Origin of the sequence: Streptomyces malaysiensis subsp. samsunensis, from assembly GCF_024519315.1 — a bacterium.
GTDB classification, from domain to species: Bacteria; Actinomycetota; Actinomycetes; order Streptomycetales; family Streptomycetaceae; genus Streptomyces; species Streptomyces malaysiensis.
Window position 1 is genome coordinate 54,523 of record NZ_JANIIC010000036.1, and the last position, 19,908, is coordinate 74,430.

17 protein-coding genes and 2 pseudogenes are annotated in these 19,908 nt (G+C 71.6%); 14 read left to right on the forward strand and 5 right to left on the reverse strand.

The features are described from left to right. Window positions 1-8: 8 nt before the first annotated feature. Window positions 9-1,331: a GDSL-type esterase/lipase family protein gene (locus tag NQU54_RS27940; RefSeq protein ID WP_234701195.1), complete on the reverse strand. Its 1,323-nt coding sequence runs from the start codon at window positions 1,329-1,331 to the stop codon at window positions 9-11. Window positions 1,332-1,594: 263 nt separating this feature from the next. On the opposite strand from NQU54_RS27940, the gene NQU54_RS27945 reads away from it, so the two are divergent. The 5 genes and pseudogenes from NQU54_RS27945 to NQU54_RS27965 all read left to right on the forward strand — a co-directional run bounded on the left by NQU54_RS27945 (window position 1,595) and on the right by NQU54_RS27965 (window position 6,050). Then, on the forward strand, window positions 1,595-2,917 hold the full coding sequence (locus tag NQU54_RS27945) for a DUF445 domain-containing protein (protein WP_257633498.1): 1,323 nt from the start codon (window positions 1,595-1,597) through the stop codon (window positions 2,915-2,917). Window positions 2,918-2,966: 49 nt separating this feature from the next. Beyond that, window positions 2,967-3,740 carry a class E sortase gene (locus NQU54_RS27950; protein WP_257633499.1) on the forward strand — a complete coding sequence of 258 codons (774 nt, stop codon included), beginning with the start codon at window positions 2,967-2,969 and terminating at the stop codon, window positions 3,738-3,740. A gap of 48 nt (window positions 3,741-3,788) precedes the next feature. Next, window positions 3,789-4,109: a DUF6412 domain-containing protein gene (locus NQU54_RS27955; RefSeq protein ID WP_257633500.1), complete on the forward strand. Its 321-nt coding sequence runs from the start codon at window positions 3,789-3,791 to the stop codon at window positions 4,107-4,109. Window positions 4,110-4,328: 219 nt separating this feature from the next. Further along, the gene (locus NQU54_RS27960; RefSeq protein ID WP_257633501.1) at window positions 4,329-5,000 is read left to right on the forward strand and encodes a YidC/Oxa1 family membrane protein insertase; all 672 of its coding nucleotides are present in this window, start codon (window positions 4,329-4,331) and stop codon (window positions 4,998-5,000) included. Window positions 5,001-5,183: 183 nt separating this feature from the next. Further along, a pseudogene (locus NQU54_RS27965) lies at window positions 5,184-6,050 on the forward strand (fumarylacetoacetate hydrolase family protein). 63 nt (window positions 6,051-6,113) lie between these two features. Here NQU54_RS27965 and NQU54_RS27970 read toward each other — a convergent pair. Continuing rightward, entirely contained in the window at window positions 6,114-6,599 is a 486-nt protein-coding gene (locus tag NQU54_RS27970; protein WP_257633502.1) for a heme-degrading domain-containing protein, read from the reverse strand. After that, window positions 6,596-7,699 (reverse strand): Gfo/Idh/MocA family protein, encoded by a 1,104-nt coding sequence (locus NQU54_RS27975; protein WP_257633503.1) that lies wholly within the window; start codon window positions 7,697-7,699, stop codon window positions 6,596-6,598. The genes NQU54_RS27970 and NQU54_RS27975 overlap by 4 nt, the downstream gene beginning before the upstream one ends. Before the next feature lie 56 nt (window positions 7,700-7,755). On the opposite strand from NQU54_RS27975, the gene NQU54_RS27980 reads away from it, so the two are divergent. Both NQU54_RS27980 and NQU54_RS27985 read left to right on the forward strand, forming a co-directional pair. Next, the gene (locus NQU54_RS27980) at window positions 7,756-9,216 is read left to right on the forward strand and encodes an ROK family transcriptional regulator (RefSeq protein ID WP_441005755.1); all 1,461 of its coding nucleotides are present in this window, start codon (window positions 7,756-7,758) and stop codon (window positions 9,214-9,216) included. 125 nt (window positions 9,217-9,341) lie between these two features. Beyond that, complete coding sequence (locus NQU54_RS27985; protein ID WP_257633504.1) at window positions 9,342-11,057, forward strand: hypothetical protein; 1,716 nt, start codon at window positions 9,342-9,344, stop codon at window positions 11,055-11,057. 75 nt (window positions 11,058-11,132) lie between these two features. Here the strand turns inward: NQU54_RS27985 and NQU54_RS27990 are convergent, their stop codons facing one another. After that, window positions 11,133-11,321, reverse strand: a complete 189-nt coding sequence (locus NQU54_RS27990; protein WP_257633505.1) for an antitoxin — start codon at window positions 11,319-11,321, stop codon at window positions 11,133-11,135. Between the two features lie 211 nt (window positions 11,322-11,532). Between NQU54_RS27990 and NQU54_RS27995 the strand changes: the two genes are divergently transcribed. From NQU54_RS27995 to NQU54_RS28025, 7 genes and pseudogenes are all read left to right on the forward strand, one after another. Next, window positions 11,533-12,315 (forward strand): HAD-IIA family hydrolase, encoded by a 783-nt coding sequence (locus tag NQU54_RS27995; protein ID WP_069863778.1) that lies wholly within the window; start codon window positions 11,533-11,535, stop codon window positions 12,313-12,315. 172 nt (window positions 12,316-12,487) lie between these two features. Next, window positions 12,488-13,078, forward strand: coding sequence for a hypothetical protein (locus NQU54_RS28000; protein ID WP_257633506.1), 591 nt, complete (start codon window positions 12,488-12,490; stop codon window positions 13,076-13,078). A gap of 5 nt (window positions 13,079-13,083) precedes the next feature. After that, window positions 13,084-13,821 carry a class F sortase gene (locus NQU54_RS28005; protein WP_502362205.1) on the forward strand — a complete coding sequence of 246 codons (738 nt, stop codon included), beginning with the start codon at window positions 13,084-13,086 and terminating at the stop codon, window positions 13,819-13,821. A 743-nt stretch (window positions 13,822-14,564) separates the two neighbouring features. After that, on the forward strand, window positions 14,565-15,749 hold the full coding sequence (locus tag NQU54_RS28010) for a glycoside hydrolase family 6 protein (protein ID WP_257633507.1): 1,185 nt from the start codon (window positions 14,565-14,567) through the stop codon (window positions 15,747-15,749). Window positions 15,750-15,840: 91 nt separating this feature from the next. Beyond that, window positions 15,841-16,407, forward strand: a complete 567-nt coding sequence (locus tag NQU54_RS28015; protein ID WP_142881428.1) for a hypothetical protein — start codon at window positions 15,841-15,843, stop codon at window positions 16,405-16,407. 137 nt (window positions 16,408-16,544) lie between these two features. Continuing rightward, window positions 16,545-17,717, forward strand: coding sequence for a sensor histidine kinase (locus NQU54_RS28020; protein WP_257633508.1), 1,173 nt, complete (start codon window positions 16,545-16,547; stop codon window positions 17,715-17,717). Then, window positions 17,714-17,917, forward strand: a pseudogene (locus tag NQU54_RS28025) (response regulator transcription factor); the annotation flags it as partial. The gene NQU54_RS28020 and the pseudogene NQU54_RS28025, both read left to right, overlap by 4 nt. A 41-nt stretch (window positions 17,918-17,958) precedes the next feature. On the opposite strand, the gene glxA reads toward NQU54_RS28025, so the two are convergent. Then, window positions 17,959-19,908 (reverse strand): radical copper oxidase GlxA, encoded by a 1,950-nt coding sequence (gene glxA, locus NQU54_RS28030; protein ID WP_257633509.1) that lies wholly within the window; start codon window positions 19,906-19,908, stop codon window positions 17,959-17,961.

Below are 19,908 nucleotides of genomic sequence, written 5' to 3' on the forward strand. Positions count from 1 at the left end.
GAGCCCTTTCAGAGCTCGGCCGCCGTGCGGCCCCGCAGGTGGTCCAGGTCCAGCGCCCGCGCCATCGCCCGGTAGCCGTTGTCGCTCGGGTGCAGATGGTCGCCCGAGTCGAACATCGGGCGCAGCCGCAGCGGGCTGATCGGGTCGCGCAGCGCCTTGTCGAAGTCCACGACCTCGTCGAAGACCCTCCCGGCCCGGATCTGCGCGTTGACCTGCTCGCGCACGGCGTCCAGCTGGGGGGTGTAGCCGCGGTGCCCGTAGAAGGGCGTCAGGGTGGCTCCGATGACCCGCAGGCCCCGCGCGTGGGCCTGCTCGGTCAGCCGCTTCAGGCCCCATACGATCCGGTCGGGGTCGGTCTGGTGGGGGATGCGGAGTATGTCGTTGACGCCCAGCTCGATGACCACGGCCTTGACGCCCGTACGGGACAGCACATCGCGGTCGAAGCGGGAGAGCCCGCTGGGGTTGTTGGGCGGGAACTGGGTGCCGTCGCTCAGTACGCGGTTGCCGCTGATGCCCTGGTTGAGCACGCCGAAGCGGGGCGCCCCGGGCTCGCTGCGCAGCCGCTCGGCGAGGAAGTCGGTCCAGCGGTGGTTGGCCCCGGCGGTGGAGGTGATGCCGTCGGTGATCGAGTCGCCCAGCACCGCGACCGCGCCCTCGGCCTGCTTGGACCACACGTCCACACCGGTCAGATAGCGCCAGTACGGGCTCTGCTGGGTGTAGGCGGCGCCCGCGGTGTCCTCCGTACGGTCGCCACGGGCCAGGTACGACGTCTGGCGGGCGTGCGGATGGTAGGTGACGGAGCCGGACGCCTGCGGGGTGTAGGTGGTGACCAGCAGATCGGCCGAGTCCGGGACGGCGAGCCGCACCGGGTCACTGGTGGCCGCCTTACCGGGCGGGATGGTCACCCAGGTGCGATTGTTGAACGTGAGGCGGCGCATGGTGCCGGCCGCCGCCGTGGGGTTGCTGGGCGCGGCGGCCAGCGCCAGCGAGGCATGCGTGATCGTCAGCGGACGGCTGCTGAAGAAGTTCGAGAGCTGGATGCGGGCGCTGGTGCCGCCGATGCTGGTGTGCACCACGTTCCGTACCGACATGCCCGACAGACCGCGCAGCGTCCTCGGCTCCGCGGCCGCCGCCGAGGTGGACCAGGTGCCCACCCAGGCCCCGGCCGAGGCGGGGGCGGCCGAGCCGCGGGCCCCCTGTGCACGGGGATCCGTACCGCCGTCGTCGCCCCCGAGACCGATGAATATCGCGGTGGAGACGAGGATCACCACAGCCGCCAGCGCAGCGAGCACGGCATACCCCGTGCGTCTGGGCATTGGGGGCACGCTCATGTGCGGGTTGTCTCCTCGGGCAGACGGAGCCCCGAGGCTCCGGAAGTGGACGGGAACGGCGGGTTTTATCCGACAGCGCCGATACGGTCCGGTCGGTCTCTCATGATCCCATGGTGGGACCCGGCTCCGCCTGTCGGCCTGCCCCCAATGTGCTGGGTCGCTCCCCCAGACAGACGACGGGAACTCACCGTTCGTTCCACCCATGGGCGACTGAGACCTGAAAGAGACAATGCATGAGGGGACGGGCCGACCAGGTGGAGCGTATGGAGCGAAGAACGACTGGTGAGACGGCGGCCCCGCCGTCCCGGGGCACGGCTGTGCCCTTCGTCACCGACAGCCCCCTCGATGTGGAACGGCGGCGCGGGGTGCGCCGCATGAAGACGTTCGCCACCGGCCTGCTGCTCGGCGTCGCGCTGGTCTATGTGCTCGCCACCTGGGCGCGCTCCTCCGGTATCGGCGGCTGGCCGGGCTATGTCGCCGCGGCCGCGGAGGCGGGCATGGTGGGCGCCCTGGCCGACTGGTTCGCGGTCACCGCGCTCTTCCGGCGGCCCATGGGACTGCCGATCCCCCATACGGCGATCATCCCCACCAAGAAGGACCAGCTCGGGGTCAGCCTCGGGGAGTTCGTCGGGGAGAACTTCCTCTCCGGCGACGTCGTACGGATGCGGCTGCGCGCGGTCGGCATCGGCAGTCGGCTCGGCGCCTGGCTCGCCGAACCCGAGCACGTCGACCGTGTGACGGCCGAGCTGGCGACCGCGCTGCGCGGCGCCCTTACGGTGCTGCGCGACTCCGATGTGCAGGCGGTGGTGGGCGAGGCGATCACCCGCCGGGCCGACAGCCAGGAGATCGCGCCGGGCCTGGGCAAGCTGCTGGAGCGGGTCGTTGCGGACGGCGGCCACCACCGCGCCGTGGACCTGGTCTGTCTGCGCGCCCACGACTGGCTGGTGGAGCACAACGACTCGGTGATGCTGGCGGTGACCGGCGGCGCCCCCGGCTGGACACCGCGGTTCGTGGACCGCAAGGTCGGCGAGCGCGTCTACAAGGAACTGCTGCGCTTCGTGACCGAGATGCGCGATATGCCGGACCATCCGGCGCGCGGCGCCCTGGACCGCTTCCTCACCGACTTCGCCGGGGATCTGCAATCCGACACCGACACCCGGGTGCGGGTGGAGCGGGTGAAGAGCGAGGTGTTGGGGCGCGGCGACGTCCAGGACCTCATCGCCTCGGCCTGGGGCTCGGTGCGTTCGATGATCGTCGCGGCGGCCGAGGACGAGCGCAGCGAACTGCGACAGCGGGCGCGGGCGGCCATTCTGTCCCTGGGTATGCGGATGGTGACGGACCAGCGGCTGCGGGACAAGGTCGACGGCTGGCTGGAGGACGCCGCCGTCTATGTGGTGACGACCTATCGGGACGAGATCACCTCGCTGATCACCGAGACGGTGGCGAGCTGGGACGCGGAGCACACCTCGCGCAAGATCGAGGCCCATATCGGCCGGGACCTTCAGTTCATCCGGATCAACGGCACGGTGGTGGGTGCCCTGGCCGGGCTGGTGATCTACACGGTCTCGCGGGCGCTGGGCGGATAGCCGCGCCCCGTCTCTGGAAGGTGCGCGCGGCCTGGCCTATGGTGCGCGCGTGCGACGTCGTGGAGGGCGGGCCGTGCTCGCCCGGGGGCTGTGGACGGCCGGTGAACTCGCCGTCACCCTCGGGGTCGTGGTGCTGCTCTTCGTCGTCCACCAGCTGTGGTGGACCAACCGGCAGGCGAGGGCGGACGCCCGGCACGAGGTGTCGGCGCTGGAGCGGCGATGGGATGACCGGGCTGCCGAGGGCGCCGAGGCCGCGACGCCCGCGCCGGGGGCGCCGCGATCGGGTACGGCCGACTCCTCTGGTGGGGACGAACGCGACCGGGCGACCGGGAGCGGGGGCCAAGGGCCGCGCCGGGACCAGGCGTACGCCGTGCTCAGGATCCCGCGTATCGGCCTTACGGTGCCCATCGCCGAGGGCATCGGCCGGGCGGCGGTGCTCAACAAGGGCTATGTGGGCCACTATCCACGCACCGCCCAGCCGGGGCAGGCGGGCAACGTCGCGCTCGCGGGCCATCGCAATACGCATGGCGAGCCCTTCCGGCAGCTGGACGAGGTGCGCCCGGGTGACACGGTGCGCATCGAGACCGCCGACGCCCGCTACACCTACGCGGTCGAGCGCACCCTGCCGCGCACCTCGCCAGCCGACGGCACGGTGATCGCCCGGGTGCCCTTCAGCTCGACCCACCCCCGCTACCGCTACACCGAACCGGGCTACTACCTCACGCTGACGACCTGCACCCCCGAATTCACCTCCCGCTACCGCCTGGTGGTCTGGGCCCGGCTGAAAGCCGCCGAGCCGCGGTCTGTCGGTGGGGCCGATTAGACTGGCGACGCCAGTAGGGGAGACCGGCCGGAGCGGAAGGGGGCCCAGATGACGTATCGCGTCGAAGCGCTGCGGATGCGGTTGGGTGTCTGCCTGTTCCTGCTGACCGGGGTTCTGCTGGCCCACAGCGGGGTGGTCGGCGCCGTCGCGCTCGCCGCCGCCGTCGCGGCCACCACCGCCGTCGCCACCGCGCTGCTCACCTGCGCTGTCCTCGCCTCCCGCGGCCGAATACCCGTCCCGGCCGGGCGGATTCGCACCGCGATACGGGACCGGGAGCGCCGTACGGCGTTCCTGCCGCAGCGGGATCCCGACGCCGCCGGACGCCCGAGGCCACGAGCGCCGGGCCGCCGTCTGCCGACGGCCGCGTAGGCGCACCGGGCGCACCCGTACCGCCGTACGTCGTCATCGCCGTACGGCGTACCTCCTCGTACGTCCTTCCTCGTACCGCCGCGCCACGCGGCTCGTCACGCCGATGTCTTTCTCACTCCGGCAACTCCGGTGACTCCGGCAACTCCGGTGACTCGGGTAGCTCCGGCAACTCCGGTAGCTCCGGTGACTCCGGTACGACGAGACCCGCGGAGGGCTCCCATGTCCCTTTTCTCCTCCCTTTTCTCTTCTCTCGGCACCCTGTTGACCACCATGGCCGACGGCCTGGACCCGCTCTTCGGCGCCTCCGCGGCGGCGGCCGCCATCGTTGTGTTCACGCTGTGCGTCCGCGCCGCGTTGCATCCCCTCGCCCGTGCCGCGGTGCGCGGCGAGAAGGCGCGGGCCACGCTCGCGCCGAAGATCACGGAGCTGAGCCGCAAGCACCAGGGCGACCCCGAGCGGATGCGGCGCGCCATGGCGGAACTCCAGGCGAAGGAGGGCGCGTCACCGCTGGCGGGCTGTCTGCCCACCCTCGCCCAGCTTCCGTTCTTCTTTGTGATGTACCACGTGTTCTCCACCGGCAGCGGTGCCGGGGACCTCCTCGACCACACGCTCGCCGGGACTCCGCTCGGCGCCCGGTGGGGCGGGGTGCTCAGCGGTGGGCCGGGCCTGGTCTACCTCGGGCTCTTCGCGCTGATTGCGGCCGTGGCGACCTGGACGTATCTCCGTGCCCGTAAGGCGACCGTCCCCGGGGCGCCCGGAGTGGCCCGGGCGCTGCCGCTGCTCTCGTTCGGCACTCTCGTCACCGCCGCCGTGGTCCCGCTGGCCGCGGCGCTCTACCTGGCGACCAGCGCGACCTGGACGGCGGTGGAACGGGCGCTGCTGCACCGCTGATGACGGCGGCCAGGCGGGGGCCAAGGCGGCGGCCCGGGGCGGCGCCCTATGACGGCGCTCATGAAGCCGTTCTCTTCGACGTCCCAGTCCGTGAACGAGGTCTTGCGGGCTGGATCTCCCCGAAGAGAGGATCGATCAGCCGGTAGGCGCCTCGCACCGGCGTGTGATCTCGGGAGTCTTGGGATGAAACTGCTGCGAGTCGGACCGTCGGGCGCCGAACGCCCCGCGCTGCTCGATCAGGACGGCACCCTGCGCGATCTGTCCGCCCTGGTCCCGGACATCGACGGCGCCCTGCTCGCCGATGAGGCCGCTCTCGCTCGGGTGCGCGAGGCGGCCGCCGCCGAGGGCGACGACGCGCTGCCCGCGATCGAGGACGGCGGGGTCCGGATCGGCCCGCCGCTCGGCCGTATCGGCAAGATCGTGTGCATCGGGCTGAACTACCACGGCCACGCCACCGAGACCGGTGCCGCCATCCCCGAAGAGCCCATCGTCTTCATGAAGGCTCCGGACACGGTCGTCGGCCCCGATGACACGGTTCTCGTACCGCGCGGCAGCGTGAAGACCGACTGGGAGGTCGAGCTCGCCATCGTCATCGGCCGCACCGCCCGCTACCTCGACTCCCACGAGGACGCCCTCGCCGCGGTCGCGGGCTATGCGATCGCCCACGACGTCTCCGAGCGCGCCTTCCAGATCGAGCGCGGCGGCCAGTGGGACAAGGGCAAGAACTGCGAGACGTTCAACCCCCTGGGCCCCTGGCTGGTGACCGCCGACGAGGTCCCCGACCCGCAGGCCCTGGGCCTGCGCCTCTGAGTCAACGGTGAGCTCGAGCAGAGCGGCAGCACGGCGGACCAGATCTTCGGCGTGGCCGAGGTGGTCCGCTACCTCAGCCAGTTCATGACCCTCTACCCCGGCGATGTCATCAACACCGGCACCCCGGCGGGCGTGGCCATGGGCCGCCCCGAGCCCAAGCCGTACCTCCGCGCCGGCGATGTCGTCGAGCTCGAGATCGATGGACTGGGCCGCCAGCGCCAGGAGTTCAAGGACGCCTGATGTCCGGTGCGATGCGTGGATGAGGGGCGGCCCCGCCGGGGCCGCCCCTTCGCACGTGCGCTGTCAGGCCGTCGTCGGCAGATAGCGCTCCAGCGCCTCCACCACCAGGGCGTGGTCCTCGGCCTGCGGCAGCCCCGAGACCGCGACCGCCCCGATGACGCCCGTGCCCGTCACATGGACGGGGAAGGCGCCGCCGTGCGCGGCGTACCGGTCGGGGTCGAGCCGGGAGGACTCCTCGAAACTGGTGCCCTTGGCGTGGAAGCGGGTGCCGACGAGGTAGGAGCTGGCCCCGTAGCGCTCCACGACCCGGCACTTGCGCTCCAGCCAGGCGTCGTTGTCCGGGGAGGTGCCCGGCAGAGCGCGGTGGAACAGGCGCTGACCGGCCCGGTGGATGCCGATGGTGACGGCGGCGGCGCGCTCCTGGGCCAGATCGGCGATGAGGCAGCCCAGGCGCCAGGCGTCGTCGTTGCCGAAGCGGGGCAGGCGCAGCCGGCGCTCCTGCTCCTCCAGACGGCCGATCAGCTCGGTGTAGTCGGTGTCCTCGCTCATGCCGGGACCTCGATCCGGACGGTACGGCGCTCGGCGGCCGACAGCCGGGCCGCCTCCAGCACATGCAGCGCGGCCGCGGCCTCGGCGGCGGTGACCGGCGGCGGGGTGCCGTCGCGCAGGGCGGCGGCGATGCCCGCGTAGTACGCGGGGTAGTCGCCCTGGAGGGTCGGCACCGGGGTTCCGCCGCCGGTCAGCGGGGACTCTCCCGCGCCCAGCCGGCCCCAGTCGCCCTCCGGCTCGGCACCCCATTCGGCGGACGGGTCGCCGGGGCGCAGCCCGTCGCGCAGGGCGGCCTCCTGCGGGTCGAGGCCGTACTTCACATAGCCCGACTCGCTGCCCAGCACCCGGAAGCGCGGACCGAGCTGGGCGGTGGTCGCGCTCATCCACAGATGGGAGCGGACCCCGCCGGTGTGGGTGAGGGCGATGAAGGTGTCGTCGTCGGTCCGCGCCTCGGGGCGGCGCACATCGGCCTCGGCGTAGACGGATTCGACGGGGCCGAAGAGGGTGAGCGCCTGGTCGACCAGATGGCTGCCCAGGTCGTACAGCAGCCCGCCGATCTCGGCCGGGTCGCCGGACTCCCGCCAGCCGCCCTTGAGCTGCGGCCGCCACCGCTCGAAGCGGGACTCGAAGCGCTGCACCTCGCCGAGCGCGCCCTCGGCGAGCAGCTTGCGGAGGGTGCGGAAGTCATTGTCCCAGCGCCGGTTCTGGAAGACGCTCAGCAGCAGCCCGCGGGATTCGGCGAGCGCGGCCAGCTCCTCGGCCTCGGCCGCGGTCGCGGCCAGCGGCTTGTCCACGACGGTCGGCAGCCCCGCCTCCAGGGCGGCACGGGCGAGCGGGACATGGGAGCGGTTCGGGGAGGCGATGACGATCAGATCCAGCTCATCCGCCCGTCCCCACAGCTCATAGGCGGAGTCGAGGAGGCGGACGTCGGGGAACTCGGCACGGGCTTGCTGCTGCCGCTCCGGGCTGGAGGTGACGATGGTGTCGAGGGTCAGCCCCTCGGTGGCCGCGATCAAGGGGGCGTGGAAGACGGATCCGGCCAGGCCATAGCCGATCAGTCCCACTCGGACGGTGGTGCTGCTGTCATGCGTGGCATCCATGTGGCCACTTTGGCAACGCTGTTGCGAAAGTGTCAAGCGGGGGCCACAATGGATGGGTGAACAGCACGATGTCGGGGGCGGCCGGGCCCGGAGCCAATCTGTCCGCCCTGCGCAGCCATAACGCCGCACTCGTCCTGCGTCTGCTGCGTGACGCGGGCGAGGACGGAGTCAGCCGTCTGGAGCTGGCCGGGCGCACCGGCCTCACCCCCCAGGCCGTCAGCAAGATCACAGCGCGGCTGAGAGCGGAGGGGCTGGCGGCGGAGGCAGGTCAGCGCGCCTCGACCGGTGGTAAACCGCCCACCGCGCTCCGCCTGGTCCCGGGCGCCCGCCATGCGATCGGGCTGCACCTCGACCGCGATGAGCTGACGGCGGTCCTGGTCGACCTCGCGGGCACACCGGTCGCCGCCCGTACGGCACCCTTCGACTTCGGCGCGGCGGCGGACGAGGCGATGGCGGCCGCCACCGCCGAGGTCAGGGCGCTCCTCGCGGATGCCGGGGCGGGTGGTACGGAGAGTGGGGGCGCGGCGGGCGGCGGGGCCGGCGAAGCCGGCGGTGCGGCGGACGGTGTGACCGGTGGCCTGGCGGGCGGCGGGAACGGTGGCGCGGTGGACGCGGGCAGCGCCGGGTCGGTCGGCGGCGGGACCGGCGGTGCGGCGGGTGGCGGGACCGGTGGCGCGGACACGGCCGGGACCGGGGTTGCGGCGGGCGGCGCGGCCGCGGGCGCGGGCGGGACCGGCAGCAGGGCGGGCGGCGGTGCCGGAGACCCGGACAGCGCCGGAGCCACCGGAGCCACCGGAGCCACCGGAGCCACCGGAACCACAGGTACCGCCGGAACCACCGGAACCGTCGGGCCCGCGGGCGGCGGCGGGCTGCTCGGCGTCGGCGTCGCCGCGCCCGGACCGCTCGATCACGGCTCCGGTGTGCTGCACCGCGTCACCGGCTTCCCCCAGTGGGACGGCTTCCCGCTGCGCGACGCGCTCGCCGAGCGGCTCGCCCTGCCCGTCGTCCTCGACAAGGACACCAACGCCGCGGCGCTCGGCCTGGCGACCGCCGGGACCACCGAGTCGGCCGCGTACCTCCATCTGGGCACCGGCCTGGGTGCCGGTCTGGTGCTCGGCGGGGACGTCTACCGGGGGGCGCGGACCGACGCGGGGGAGTTCGGGCATCAGGTGATCCAGCTCGATGGGCCGCCCTGTGGCTGCGGCAACCACGGCTGCCTGGAGGCGCTGTGCCTCGCCGCCGTCGCGCGTGGTGACCGTAAGGACGCCGCGCGGCTGCTCGGCATCGGCGCCGCCAACCTCGTACGGCTCCTCGACATCGACCGGGTGCTCCTGGGCGGCCGGGTGGTGCTGGCCGATCCCGAGCCCTACGTACGCGGGGTGGCCGCGCTGATCGCCGAGGACTCCGCCCGCGCCAGCCGTCCCACGGTGCCCGTGGACGTCGTGGAGCGGGGCGGGCGGGCCGTCGTGGAGGGCGCCGCCCGGCTGGTGCTCGCACCGCTGTTCGCACTGGGCTGATCGAGGGGGATCGTGAGGGCCAGTCGGGGGCAATCCGGGCCTTGTGCGGTGTGTCGGCGTGCGGACGCGGAATGTAGCGGAGTGCTCGGGGAAAACCGCAGCACAGCAGAGGTTCACTCATGCGCTTGCCCACCGCACTGTCCCTACGAGCAGTCCTTCCGGCGGCCGCGCTCGCGTTCGCCCCGGCCCTCTACGGGGTTCCGGCGTACGCCGCCGGGCCCCAGCCCGCCACCTGCGGGGACCGGAACGCCACCGACTTCCCGATCGAAGCCCATCTGCGCGACGGACCGGACCAGTATGCCCGGGGCGGCGGCTGGCGCGGCTGGCACCTCGAACTGCGCAACGCCACGGACACCGGCTGCCGCGCCATCCACCCCATCGCGGTCCTGGTCGACCAGGCCCATGAACTGCGGCCCCGCCATATCGGATTCGAGTTCCTCGACCCGTACGCGGAGGGCGGCGCCACCTGGCGGACCGTCTCCTTCGAGACGACGGACGAGGACGAGAACATCGGGGTCTTCGACGACCACTTCAAGGGTTTCACCGTGCCCGCGCACAAGACCGTCGACGTCCAGGTACGGACGCGGTTCACCGCGGACGCGCCCGAGGGACCGGTGACGGCCAACGCCATCGCCGTACAGCGGCGCGCGGACGACGGCGACTGGGTGGGGCAGTCGAACGACTACCAGTTCCGCGTCGGCGGCGCGGCGACGGCCACGGGAGCCGGTACGAGTACCGGGGTCGGTACGAGCGCGGATCCCGGAACGCGTACGAGGGCGGCTACCCGCACCGGCCGCGTTGCGGGGACGGATACGGATACGGATACGGGCACGAGCAGGGGCACGGAGACGGCGGATGCCGGTGATACCGGAGCCGCTGCCGAAGGGGATGCGGAGACAAAGCCCGCTCCGCCGCCGACCACCCGCTCCAAGAGCCCCACGGCCACTCCGACGCGTACGCCCGACAAGCCCCGGCCCTCCGCCTCCGCCTCGCCGAGCGACGGCACCAGAAGCCCCGGCGCAAGCCATAAGGAGAGCCGTCCGCCTGCGGTACCGCCCCGCGCCGACAGCGACGTTGATGCCGACACGGAGGCGGACGCCGACGCCGACGTCGACGCGGAGGCCGACGCCGACACCGATCCCAGTGCCGAAACGGACACGGGGACCGGAGCTGATGCCGATACCGGCACCGACAGCGGCAGTGATACCGAGTTGGGCGCGGATGCCGACACGGACACGGACGCCGACCTCGGCGCGGACACGGACACCGGCAGCGACACGGGTACCGACACCGGCCTGGACTCGGACGTGGGCGCTGACGTCGATGCCGGTACCGAAACCGGGACGGGTACCGACACCGGTACCGACGAGGGCCTGGACACGGGCACCGACCTCGGTACCGACGCAGGCACGGACGCCGACCTCGGCACGGACACCGGGCTAGGCACGGACACCGAGGACCCCAGCGCCGACACGGACCTCGGCACCGAAACCGACCTCGGCACCGAATCCGACCTGGGCACCGGAACCGACCTCGGCACCGACACGGACCTCGGCACCGGGACCGACCCCAGTGCCGAATCCGACCTGGGCACCGAAACCGATCCCGGTACCGGAACCGACGCCGGGCGCGACCCTCAAGCCACCGATCCCGGCACCGGTACCGGGAGCGACGGCCGTCACGAGGAGGGCGGTGGCCGCGAGCACGAGCGCGAGCGGATGCCCGAACTCGCCGCGACGGGCCGTCACACCGCCCTGTTCGCGGGGCTCGGCGTCATCAGCGCCGCGCTCGTGACCTGCGGCACCGTCCTCGTGGTGAAGTCCCGGCGCTCGGGGGCCTGAAGCCCCGACGCCCTCGAGTCCGGGGTATCCGTATCCGAGTTTTCCGAGCTGTCCGAACTGTTCGAACTGTTCGAGCTACTGGCCCCGGGGCCCCTCGCCCCGGCGGCGCAGCTCGTCGTCGACCTTGTCCGAGCCGGACTGGATCTGCTCCGAGTGCTGGCCGCCCGTCTTCTTGTCCGCGGTTTCGGCCCCCTTGCGAGCGCCCCGCCGAGCCTTGTCCGGGTTCTTGCTGATCGCGCCCTTGAGCTTGTCCATCATGCCCATCGCGGCCTCCTTACGGTCCGGCTCGTTCCAGGGAGGGGCGGAATCCGCCCCTCCCCCAGGATCGGACAGCTGTGCGGATCTGTCGCGCTGGGACGGAGCGCGAACGGACGGCGAACGGATCGTGCGCCCGGACACAGGGCGGTCTCACCGGCGCTTTCCGCGGTTACGCTGAAGGTTGTCGCAGAGGCCGATTTCGAGCGGAGAGCAACCAGTGGCAGAGCGCAAGCCGATCGAGTCATGGCTCACCGACATGGACGGTGTGCTGATGCACGAGGGCATACCGGTGCCCGGTGCCGACGCCTTCATCAAGCGGCTGCGCGAATCCGACACGCCCTTCCTGGTGCTCACCAACAACTCCATCTACACCCCGCGCGACCTCCATGCCCGGCTGTCCCGTATCGGGCTCGACGTCCCGGTGGCCAACATCTGGACGTCGGCGCTGGCCAGCGCCCAGTTCCTGGACGAGCAGCGGCCCGGCGGCACCGCGTATGTCATCGGCGAGGCGGGGCTGACCACCGCGCTGCACGACATCGGCTACGTCCTTACGGATGTCGAGCCGGACTATGTGGTGCTCGGCGAGACCCGTACGTACAGCTTCGAGGCGCTCACCAAGGCCATCCGGCTGATCAACGACGGTGCGCGGTTCATCGCCACCAACCCCGATGAGATCGGCCCCTCCGCGGAGGGTGCGCTGCCCGCCACCGGCTCCGTGGCCGCGCTGATCACCAAGGCCACCGGCCAGCGGCCCTATTTCGTCGGCAAGCCCAATCCGCTGATGATGCGGTCCGGGCTGAACGCGATCGGCGCCCACTCCGAGTCCAGCGCGATGATCGGCGACCGGATGGACACGGATGTGCGGGCTGGGCTCGAGGCCGGTATGGAGACCTTCCTGGTGCTCACCGGGGTGACCAAGGCGGGAGAGGTGGACCGGTATCCGTACCGCCCGTCCACGGTCGTCGAATCCATCGCGAACCTCGTGGAGCGCATCGCCTGACCCGCCGGTGACCGGCCTGCCGGTGATCCGCCAAAGAGTCGCCAATGAGTCGCCAATGAGTCGTCGATGAGCCGTCGGTGACCCCTCTGCCCCGTATGGCGCAGTAGGCGCCCGCAGCGGATGCGGGCCCCTGCCGGGCGCGTGAGCCTCTTGGTATCGGGAGGTTCTCACCATGCGCATTGTCGCACTCACCCTCTGTGTCGGAGCGTGTGCCGCCGTCGCGGCGGTGACGGCCGCCGCTCCGGCCCTAGCCGACCAGCGTCACTCCGTCACCACCACGATCCGGATCAGTCCGCACGCCCTCGCGCCCGGCGCGGAGGTCGAGGTCTGGGCCTTCGGCTGCCCCGACGACAGGGCGGCCACGGCATCCTCACCGGTGTTCGTGGACGACGCGGAGCTGACGCCCGAGGGGGACGCGCTCTTCAGCGAGGCGACGATCCGCTCGACGGCGGCCAAGGGGGCGCACCGGGTCACCCTGGACTGCGCGGACAGCCTCGCGCGCCGGGGCGGAACGCGCGAGGGCGAAACGGATGAGGACCGTAAGGGCGGCATGGACGGGGTCTCCATCGCCGTGGAACGCCCGCCCTCGCCCGTCGCCCCCGTCCGCGCGGGCGGCGGCGGCACCGCGCGCGAGGAGGAGCGGGCACGCGATGACATCGGCGGCGCGGCGGCGTACGGCCTGGTGCTCTCGGGCGGTACGGCCGTGGCCGTCGGCGGCCTGGCGGTCCACCGCCGCCGACACCCCTCCCGTGCTGCGGGCTGATCGCCATGGACGCCATGGATATGGACACCGGGATGGACGGAAACGTGGACGGCAATCGCTTCTCCGGCCTCGGACGGCTGGCCATGGGAGTGGCCTGGGCGGCGCTGCTGCTCGGCCTGTGGATGTGGGGCCGTGACACCACGGAGGGCACGGGCGGTCCGGCGCCGACGACCGGGGACGTGGCCGCGGTCGGTCGGCCGCCCGCGCATCCGCTGCCCCCGGCGCACGCGCCGCTGACGTCCGCCCGGCCCAAGCGGGTCGTCATCGAGGCGGCTGGGGTCCGCGCGCCCATCGTCGCCAGCGGCCTGGACCGCGACGGCGCGGTGAAACCCCCGCCGTTCAGCAGCCCCGGCACGGTCGGCTGGTACCGCGCCGGCCCCGAGCCCGGCTCCCCGGGCGCCGCGCTGCTCGTCGGCCACCTGGACACCAAGAGCAAACCGGCGGTCTTCCACGATCTGCGCGACCTCAAGCGGGGGGAGCGGGTACGGGTCGCGCGGTGGGACGGTACGACGGCGGAGTTCACGGTCGAGGACGTCGAGGTGGTGCCCGAGAAGCACTTCGACGCGCGGCGGGTGTACGGGTCGCGGTCCCATGACCGCGCGGAGCTGCGGCTGATCACGTGCGGCGGGAAGTTCAACCGCTCGACCCGGACGTATTCGGCGAACGTCGTCGTCTCGGCATACCTGACCGGCACCACGGGCTCCCCCCACAGCGTCTCGGCCGGCAGCCGCAACGCGCGATAGCCGACGAGGGCGGACGCCCACGCCAGGCCAAGCCCCCACCCCGCCCCTCCCCAAAACCAGGGGCTCCGCCCCTCGACCCCCGTCAGGGGCTCCGCCCCTCGACCCCCGCCTGAGGCTCCGCCCCGAACCCGGCTCGGGGCTGTGCCCCCAGACTCCGCCCGGGCTTCCGCCCCGAACCCTGCCTGCGGCTGTGCCCCCAGACCCTGCCGGGGCCCGATCCTGCGCCCTCACCTGGGGCTGCGCCCCGGGCCCCGCCAGGGGCCTCGCCCCCCTGCGCACTCACCGGGGGTTCGGCCTCAGACCCTGGGCGGGGTTCTGTCTCGAACCCGGTTCGGGGCTGTGCCCCAGCCCCTGGGGCTGCGCCGCCGGACCCCGCTCGGGGTTCCGCCCCGAACCCGGACTGAGGCTGCGCCCCCGCCTGGGGCTGCGCCCCTGCACCCCCGTCTGGGGCGGTGCCTCAGACCCCACCCGCGGCTGCGCCCCCAGACCCCACCCGGCGCGGTGCCCCGAACCCAGCCCGGGGCTCCGCAACCGACCCCCGCTCGGGGCTCCGCCCCAGACCCGGCCCCGGGGCGGGGTCCCCACTGCCGGGCGGGCCTCGCCGTGTCGTACGGGCGAAAAATTGGGTGGGTTGTGGATGAGCGCACGGTGATTGGGGGCGGTGTGTAAGGATTGATTCGACCGGTCTTGTCCTGCCGGGGGATTACCGCCTGTTCCCGGAGCGTGCACCCAAGGGGGAGTGGATGTACGGCAGTTATACCGGCCGTTCGCGTGACGTTGCCCGTGGTCGCGACCGTACTCACGCCCGCGCCCGCGATCGCAATCGCAATCGCAATCGCATCCGCGCGTTCTCCGCTGCCGGGGTGCTGCTCTCCTGCGTGGTGCTCTCCGGTTGCTTCGGGACCTCCAAGGGGGACAGCGACCATGCCTCCGTCGCCGGGGAGCCGAAGCAGCGGCCCAAGTCGACGATTCCCTACTGGGTGAATCCGGACGGCAGCGCGGCGCGGCAGGTGGCGGCGTATCGGAAGAAGGGGGCGGACAGCGAGGCCAGGCTGATACAGAAGATCGCGGAGCAGCCGGTCGCGGAGTGGCTCGGGGTGGACGACCCGGAGGGGCAGGCGCGGGGGTTCACCGCGGCGGCGGACCATATGAACCGGGATTCGCTGCTGGTCTTCTACAACATTCCGCACCGCGACTGCGGGCAGTACTCCAAGGGCGGCGCGGCCGACGGCAACGCCTATCGCACCTGGCTGGACAGGGTGATCCGGGGGATCGGCGACCGTCGGACGACGGTCATCCTGGAGCCGGACGCGCTGCCGCATGTGGTGGACGGCTGTACGCCCAAGCGGTTCCTCGAGGAGCGGTACGACTTACTGACCGGCGCTGTGGACAAGCTCAAGGGGCTGCCGCACACCAAGGTCTATCTGGACGCCGGAAACCCCCGCTGGATCAAGGACCCGCGGCGGATGGTCGAGCCGCTGAAGCGGGCCGGTATCCGTAAAGCTGACGGCTTCGCGCTGAACACCTCCAATTACCAGACCACCCAGGAGAACCGGGCGTACGGCAAGAGGCTGTCCGCGCTGATCGGCGGCAAGCCCTTCGTGATCGACACCAGCCGTAACGGCAATGGTCCGGCCCCGGGGAAGAACGACCCGCAGGCGTGGTGCAATCCGAAGGGCCGGGCGCTGGGTGAGACGCCGACCGTCGCCACCGGGGACAAGGCGGTCGACGCCTATCTGTGGATCAAGCGGCCGGGCGAGTCGGACGGCACCTGCAAGGGCGGTCCCACCGCGGGCCGGTGGTGGCCCCGGTACGCGCTCGATCTCGCCCGTAACGTCGGCCGTGCCGATCGTAAAGACCGCAAGGAGCGTAAGGACAGCAAGAGCCAGAGTCCTGGCGTAGGGCCCCGCCCAGCTCTGGGGGGTTGAGGCGGGTCTCCACCCGCTGGCCGGGATCTCCACCCGGGCACCGGCCCGGGAGCCGATGGCACATGGGCGCCGCGCGGCGAGAGTAAGGGCCGTGACAGCGAACATTGTGATCCTTCAGCTGGTCATCCTGACCGTGGTTCTCGAATCCGACCTGGGCCGCCGCAAGATCGGGTGGTTCCGCGTCGCACGCCCGGTCATCGCCGTGGCCGCCATCGTCCCGTTCTTCTTCACCACCGTGCCGACCGGCGGCAACGACCTGATCCTCCAGGGCGCGGGCGCGCTGACCGGGGCACTGCTCGGGGCGTTCTCGGTGTGCCCGCTGCTGATGTCGGTCGGCCACGACCCGGCCTGGCGCCGCCGCCACTTCCGCACCGCCACCACCCCCGCGAAACCGGCCGTGGTCAGCCACGCCGGTGCCGGGTACGCGGCGGTCTGGATCGCGGTCACCCTCGCCCGGCTCGGCTTCGCCTACGGCTCCGAGCACATCTTTCCCGCCGCCCTCGGCCGCTTCCTGGTCGACCAGCAGTTGTCCGCCGACGCCTTGGCCAATGCGTTCATCCTGCTGGCGATCGCCATGGACCTGGCGCGCAGCCTCGGCCTGTGGGCCCGCGCCCGCACTCATCTGGTCCAGGCCGGCATCGCTCCCGCCCACGCCTGACACACACCACCGCCAACCCACGCGGATCGGAGACAACACCATGATCATCATCTCGCTCATCGGCGTGATCGCCACGGCCGTCAAGAAGCTCGCCGGCCGCTTGGGCCGGAACACGGGCCTGCGATAATCCCGCTCCAATGACTCTCATCAGCCGATTCGGACCGGCCCCGGAGCAACCCGGGATCGGGGTGAGCGCTCTCCTCCCCGACCCGCGCGCCCGCTCCGCGGTGTCGCTCATCGGCCTTGCCATCTCGCTGTGGATCACGGTCGACTCGCTGCCCGCGCACCCGGGCGCCGCCGCGCTGATCGCGCTGGCGGCGGCCGGCGCGGGATGGCTGGCTCTGGCCACCGTCGCCACCGGCCGGACCGCACTCGCCGCCATCGCCGTGACGGCGGCCGGTGGCGCGGTGGTCGGGGTGGCCGACGCCAAGGGCCTGATCTTCACCGGTGTCGCGGCCGGCAGCGCCGGTGTGGCCTTCGGCATAACCACCGCGCTCGCCCTCGCCGCGATCGGCCCGGCCGGTTTCGCCCTCACCGCGCTCGCCCAGCACCAGTTCCCCGGACAGCTGTTTGCGGTCTGCACCGCCGGTCTGATCGGCCTGGTGGCCGGGGCGAGCCGCCGCGAGATCACCCAGCGTGCCGCGCACAGCGCCGAGGTCGCCTACCAGACGCGGCGCGCCGCGCTCGCCGGGCAGGAGGCCGAGCTCGCCGCCGAGCGCAACCGGCTCGCCCGGGACCTGCACGATGTGCTCGCCCACACCCTCGGCGCCCTCTCGATCCAGCTGACCGTGATCGACACCCTCGCGCGCAAGGCCGACGTACCCGATCCGCTCCTCACACAGATCGGACGCGGCACCGAGCTCGTCGGCTCGGGTCTGGAGGAAGCGCGCCAGGCGGTGCGCGCTCTGCGCGAGGACAACACGCCGCTGCCCGCCCAGCTCGAACGGCTCTGCACACTGCACCGGGCCGACCTGAAGATCACGGGGGAGGTGCGGGGGCTCGAGGCGCAGGCCACCCTCGCCCTCTACCGCGTGGCCCAGGAAGCGCTGACCAACGCCGCCAAACACGCCCCCGGGGCTCCCGTGACCGTCCGTCTCGTCCACGGCCCCGAGGAGGCGGCCTTGACGGTGCACAACGCCGCACCGGACCCCGGGTCACCCGGCCCACTGCACACAAGCGGCGGCGGCTTCGGCCTCGCGGGCATGCGCGAACGCGTCCTCCAGGCCGACGGCCAGTGCTCCACCGGGCCGTCAGAGGACGGCGGCTGGACGGTCACCGCCCGTATCCCCTACCGACGGAGGCTTCGATGAGCGACGCGCCGATCACCGTGATCGTCGCCGACGACCAGCGGGTGATCCGCGACGGCCTGGTCACCATTCTCGGCGCGCTCGACGGGATCCGGGTCGCCGCCGCTGCCCAGGACGGTGCCGAGGCCGTCGCCCTCGCCGTCGAGCACGAGGCCGACGTCGTGCTCATGGATCTGCACATGCCCGGGACCGACGGTATCGAGGCCACCCGCCGACTGCGCGAGCAGCTGCCGTCGACGGATGCTCACTTCTTCGCGGCCGCGGGCACCTTCACCCACACCGCCTTCGACGGAGTGCCCTGGTCGTCCACCGCGTTGAGCATGTACCACCCCGGCGGCACCAGCGACGCGTCCTTCGGGAGGGTCACCGTCACCCCGTCCTTGGTCCGTGTGAAGTCGAGTGCGATCGACCGCTGCTCGACATTGGTCACATGGGTGAAGGAGCCGGGCCGGATCAGCCGCATTTTGGTGATGGCCGATGCGTGCGCGGTCCGGTAGGTGGTCTTGGCGCCGAGCTTGACGGTCTTGGGCGCGCCGCCGGCCAGCTTCGGACGGGAGTCGCGGAAGAGATACGGCGGGGTGTAGAGGTCGATCTGCTGCTGGAACTCACCCGGTGTGGTGTTGGCCTTGTCGGCGAAGAGCGAGTCCGAGCCGAAGGTCATCACCCGGCCGTCCGGCAGGAGCAGCGCCCCCGAGTGGTAGTTGCGGCCCACCAGCGGGTCGGCCACGCCGCGCGAGGTGTTGGTCCTCGGGGTGTAGAGCTCGGCCTTGAGCACATTGCTGGCGCCGCGGCCCCGGTAGTCGCCCGAGCCGTTCGTGGTCAGAACGGTGTCATCCGGGAGGATCACACTGCTCGGATAGCGTGCCTTCGCATATAGATCGGGACCGTTTTTGAACCGTGGCTTATCGGCGTGCAGATCGACGATCCGGGTCTTCGCCGTGGACGTGGGGTCCTCGCCGACCCCGCCCCCGCCCAGCACCATGAACCGCTGGTCCTGTGCGGGCGGCAGCAGTACGGACATCGACGTCTCCAGGGCGTCCGGGGCGCTGATGCCCGGGACCACGTCGAACCGGTTGCTCTTCGGATCCCAGATGCCGGGGGTGCGGCCCTTGTCGGCCGGTCCGTATCCGGCGTTCGAGCCGGTGTAGAAGATCCGGCCCTTGTCGGTCAGGAACAGTGCGGGGTAGGTCGGGAAGAAGCGCTGCTTGGGCAGGTACTTCCACTTCTTGGTCTTGGGGTCGTAGATCTCGTTCTTCCCCGGCACCACCTGGCCGATCTCGTCCAGTCCGGAGACCGCGAGCACCTTGCCGTCCTTGAGGGGGGTCAGGGTCGGGTACCAGCGGGCCTCGTTCATCGGATCGACCGGGATGTACCGCTCGGCCTCCGGGGCGAATTCATACGCCTGCTTGATGCCCTGGAAGTCCTTCTTGTCGAACGACAGCTTCTGCGCGATCCCGTAGAAGTTCTGCCGGTCCTTGCCCTTCAGCCCGGGGATCCGGTAATTGTCCTCGGTGCCGGTCTGGTACTTCTTGCCCTTGCGCAGCGCCTCCACATAGACCCGCGCCGTGCTCGCGGTGACGGTGACCTTCCCGGTCTTGGGATTCTTGGTCTTCTTGGCGCGCGGAACGAGCAGCGGATCCTTCGACTCGAAGGTCTTGCCGTTCTCCTTTCCCGTGAAGCGGGTCCCGGCGGGGAGGGTTTTCGGCTTGTCGGGGCTCTCGTTGTGGACGAACATCAGTCCGCCCGCCTTCTCGACATCGCCCTTGAGCTTCTCATAGCGCTGGGTGCCGCCCGCGACCAGCAGCTTTCCATCCGGGAGCTGGCTGTGCCCGGAGCAGAAGAGGTCCTTGGGGGTCGGAATGTTCGTGAAGGTGTTCTTCTCCGGATCCCATAGAACGCTGCGGAATGATTTGGCGGCGAAGTTCTTGGCGTTGTTCCCGGAGCCGGCCACCAGCAGCACCTTTCCGGTGTGCAGCAGGGCCGCGTGGATCGTATTGATCCGGTATTGGTCGGGGACATTGACCACATCCCAGTGGCCGTTCTCCGCCTTGTACTCCGGTTGGTTGATTTTGTAGGCGTGGTACTTGTCCGAGCTGAAATGGTAGAGGGCCGGGCCGTTCATCCCGGCCAGCACGATCACAGCAGCCGCACCGATCCCGAAGCGGCGGGTGCGGCGAGTCGGTCGGTACTTCAC

What these genes read in the sequence shown, in the direction of transcription:
- NQU54_RS27940 (WP_234701195.1), bottom strand. Translation starts at nt 1,331, where the DNA reads ATGAGCGTGCCCCCAATGCCCAGACGCACGGGGTATGCCGTGCTCGCT.
- NQU54_RS27945 (WP_257633498.1), top strand. Translation starts at nt 1,595, where the DNA reads ATGGAGCGAAGAACGACTGGTGAGACGGCGGCCCCGCCGTCCCGGGGC.
- NQU54_RS27955 (WP_257633500.1), top strand. Translation starts at nt 3,789, where the DNA reads ATGACGTATCGCGTCGAAGCGCTGCGGATGCGGTTGGGTGTCTGCCTG.
- NQU54_RS27960 (WP_257633501.1), top strand. Translation starts at nt 4,329, where the DNA reads ATGTCCCTTTTCTCCTCCCTTTTCTCTTCTCTCGGCACCCTGTTGACC.
- NQU54_RS27970 (WP_257633502.1), bottom strand. Translation starts at nt 6,599, where the DNA reads ATGAGCGAGGACACCGACTACACCGAGCTGATCGGCCGTCTGGAGGAG.
- NQU54_RS27975 (WP_257633503.1), bottom strand. Translation starts at nt 7,699, where the DNA reads ATGGATGCCACGCATGACAGCAGCACCACCGTCCGAGTGGGACTGATC.
- NQU54_RS27990 (WP_257633505.1), bottom strand. Translation starts at nt 11,321, where the DNA reads ATGGGCATGATGGACAAGCTCAAGGGCGCGATCAGCAAGAACCCGGAC.
- NQU54_RS28000 (WP_257633506.1), top strand. Translation starts at nt 12,488, where the DNA reads ATGCGCATTGTCGCACTCACCCTCTGTGTCGGAGCGTGTGCCGCCGTC.
- NQU54_RS28005 (WP_502362205.1), top strand. Translation starts at nt 13,084, where the DNA reads ATGGACGCCATGGATATGGACACCGGGATGGACGGAAACGTGGACGGC.
- NQU54_RS28010 (WP_257633507.1), top strand. Translation starts at nt 14,565, where the DNA reads ATGTACGGCAGTTATACCGGCCGTTCGCGTGACGTTGCCCGTGGTCGC.
- NQU54_RS28020 (WP_257633508.1), top strand. Translation starts at nt 16,545, where the DNA reads ATGACTCTCATCAGCCGATTCGGACCGGCCCCGGAGCAACCCGGGATC.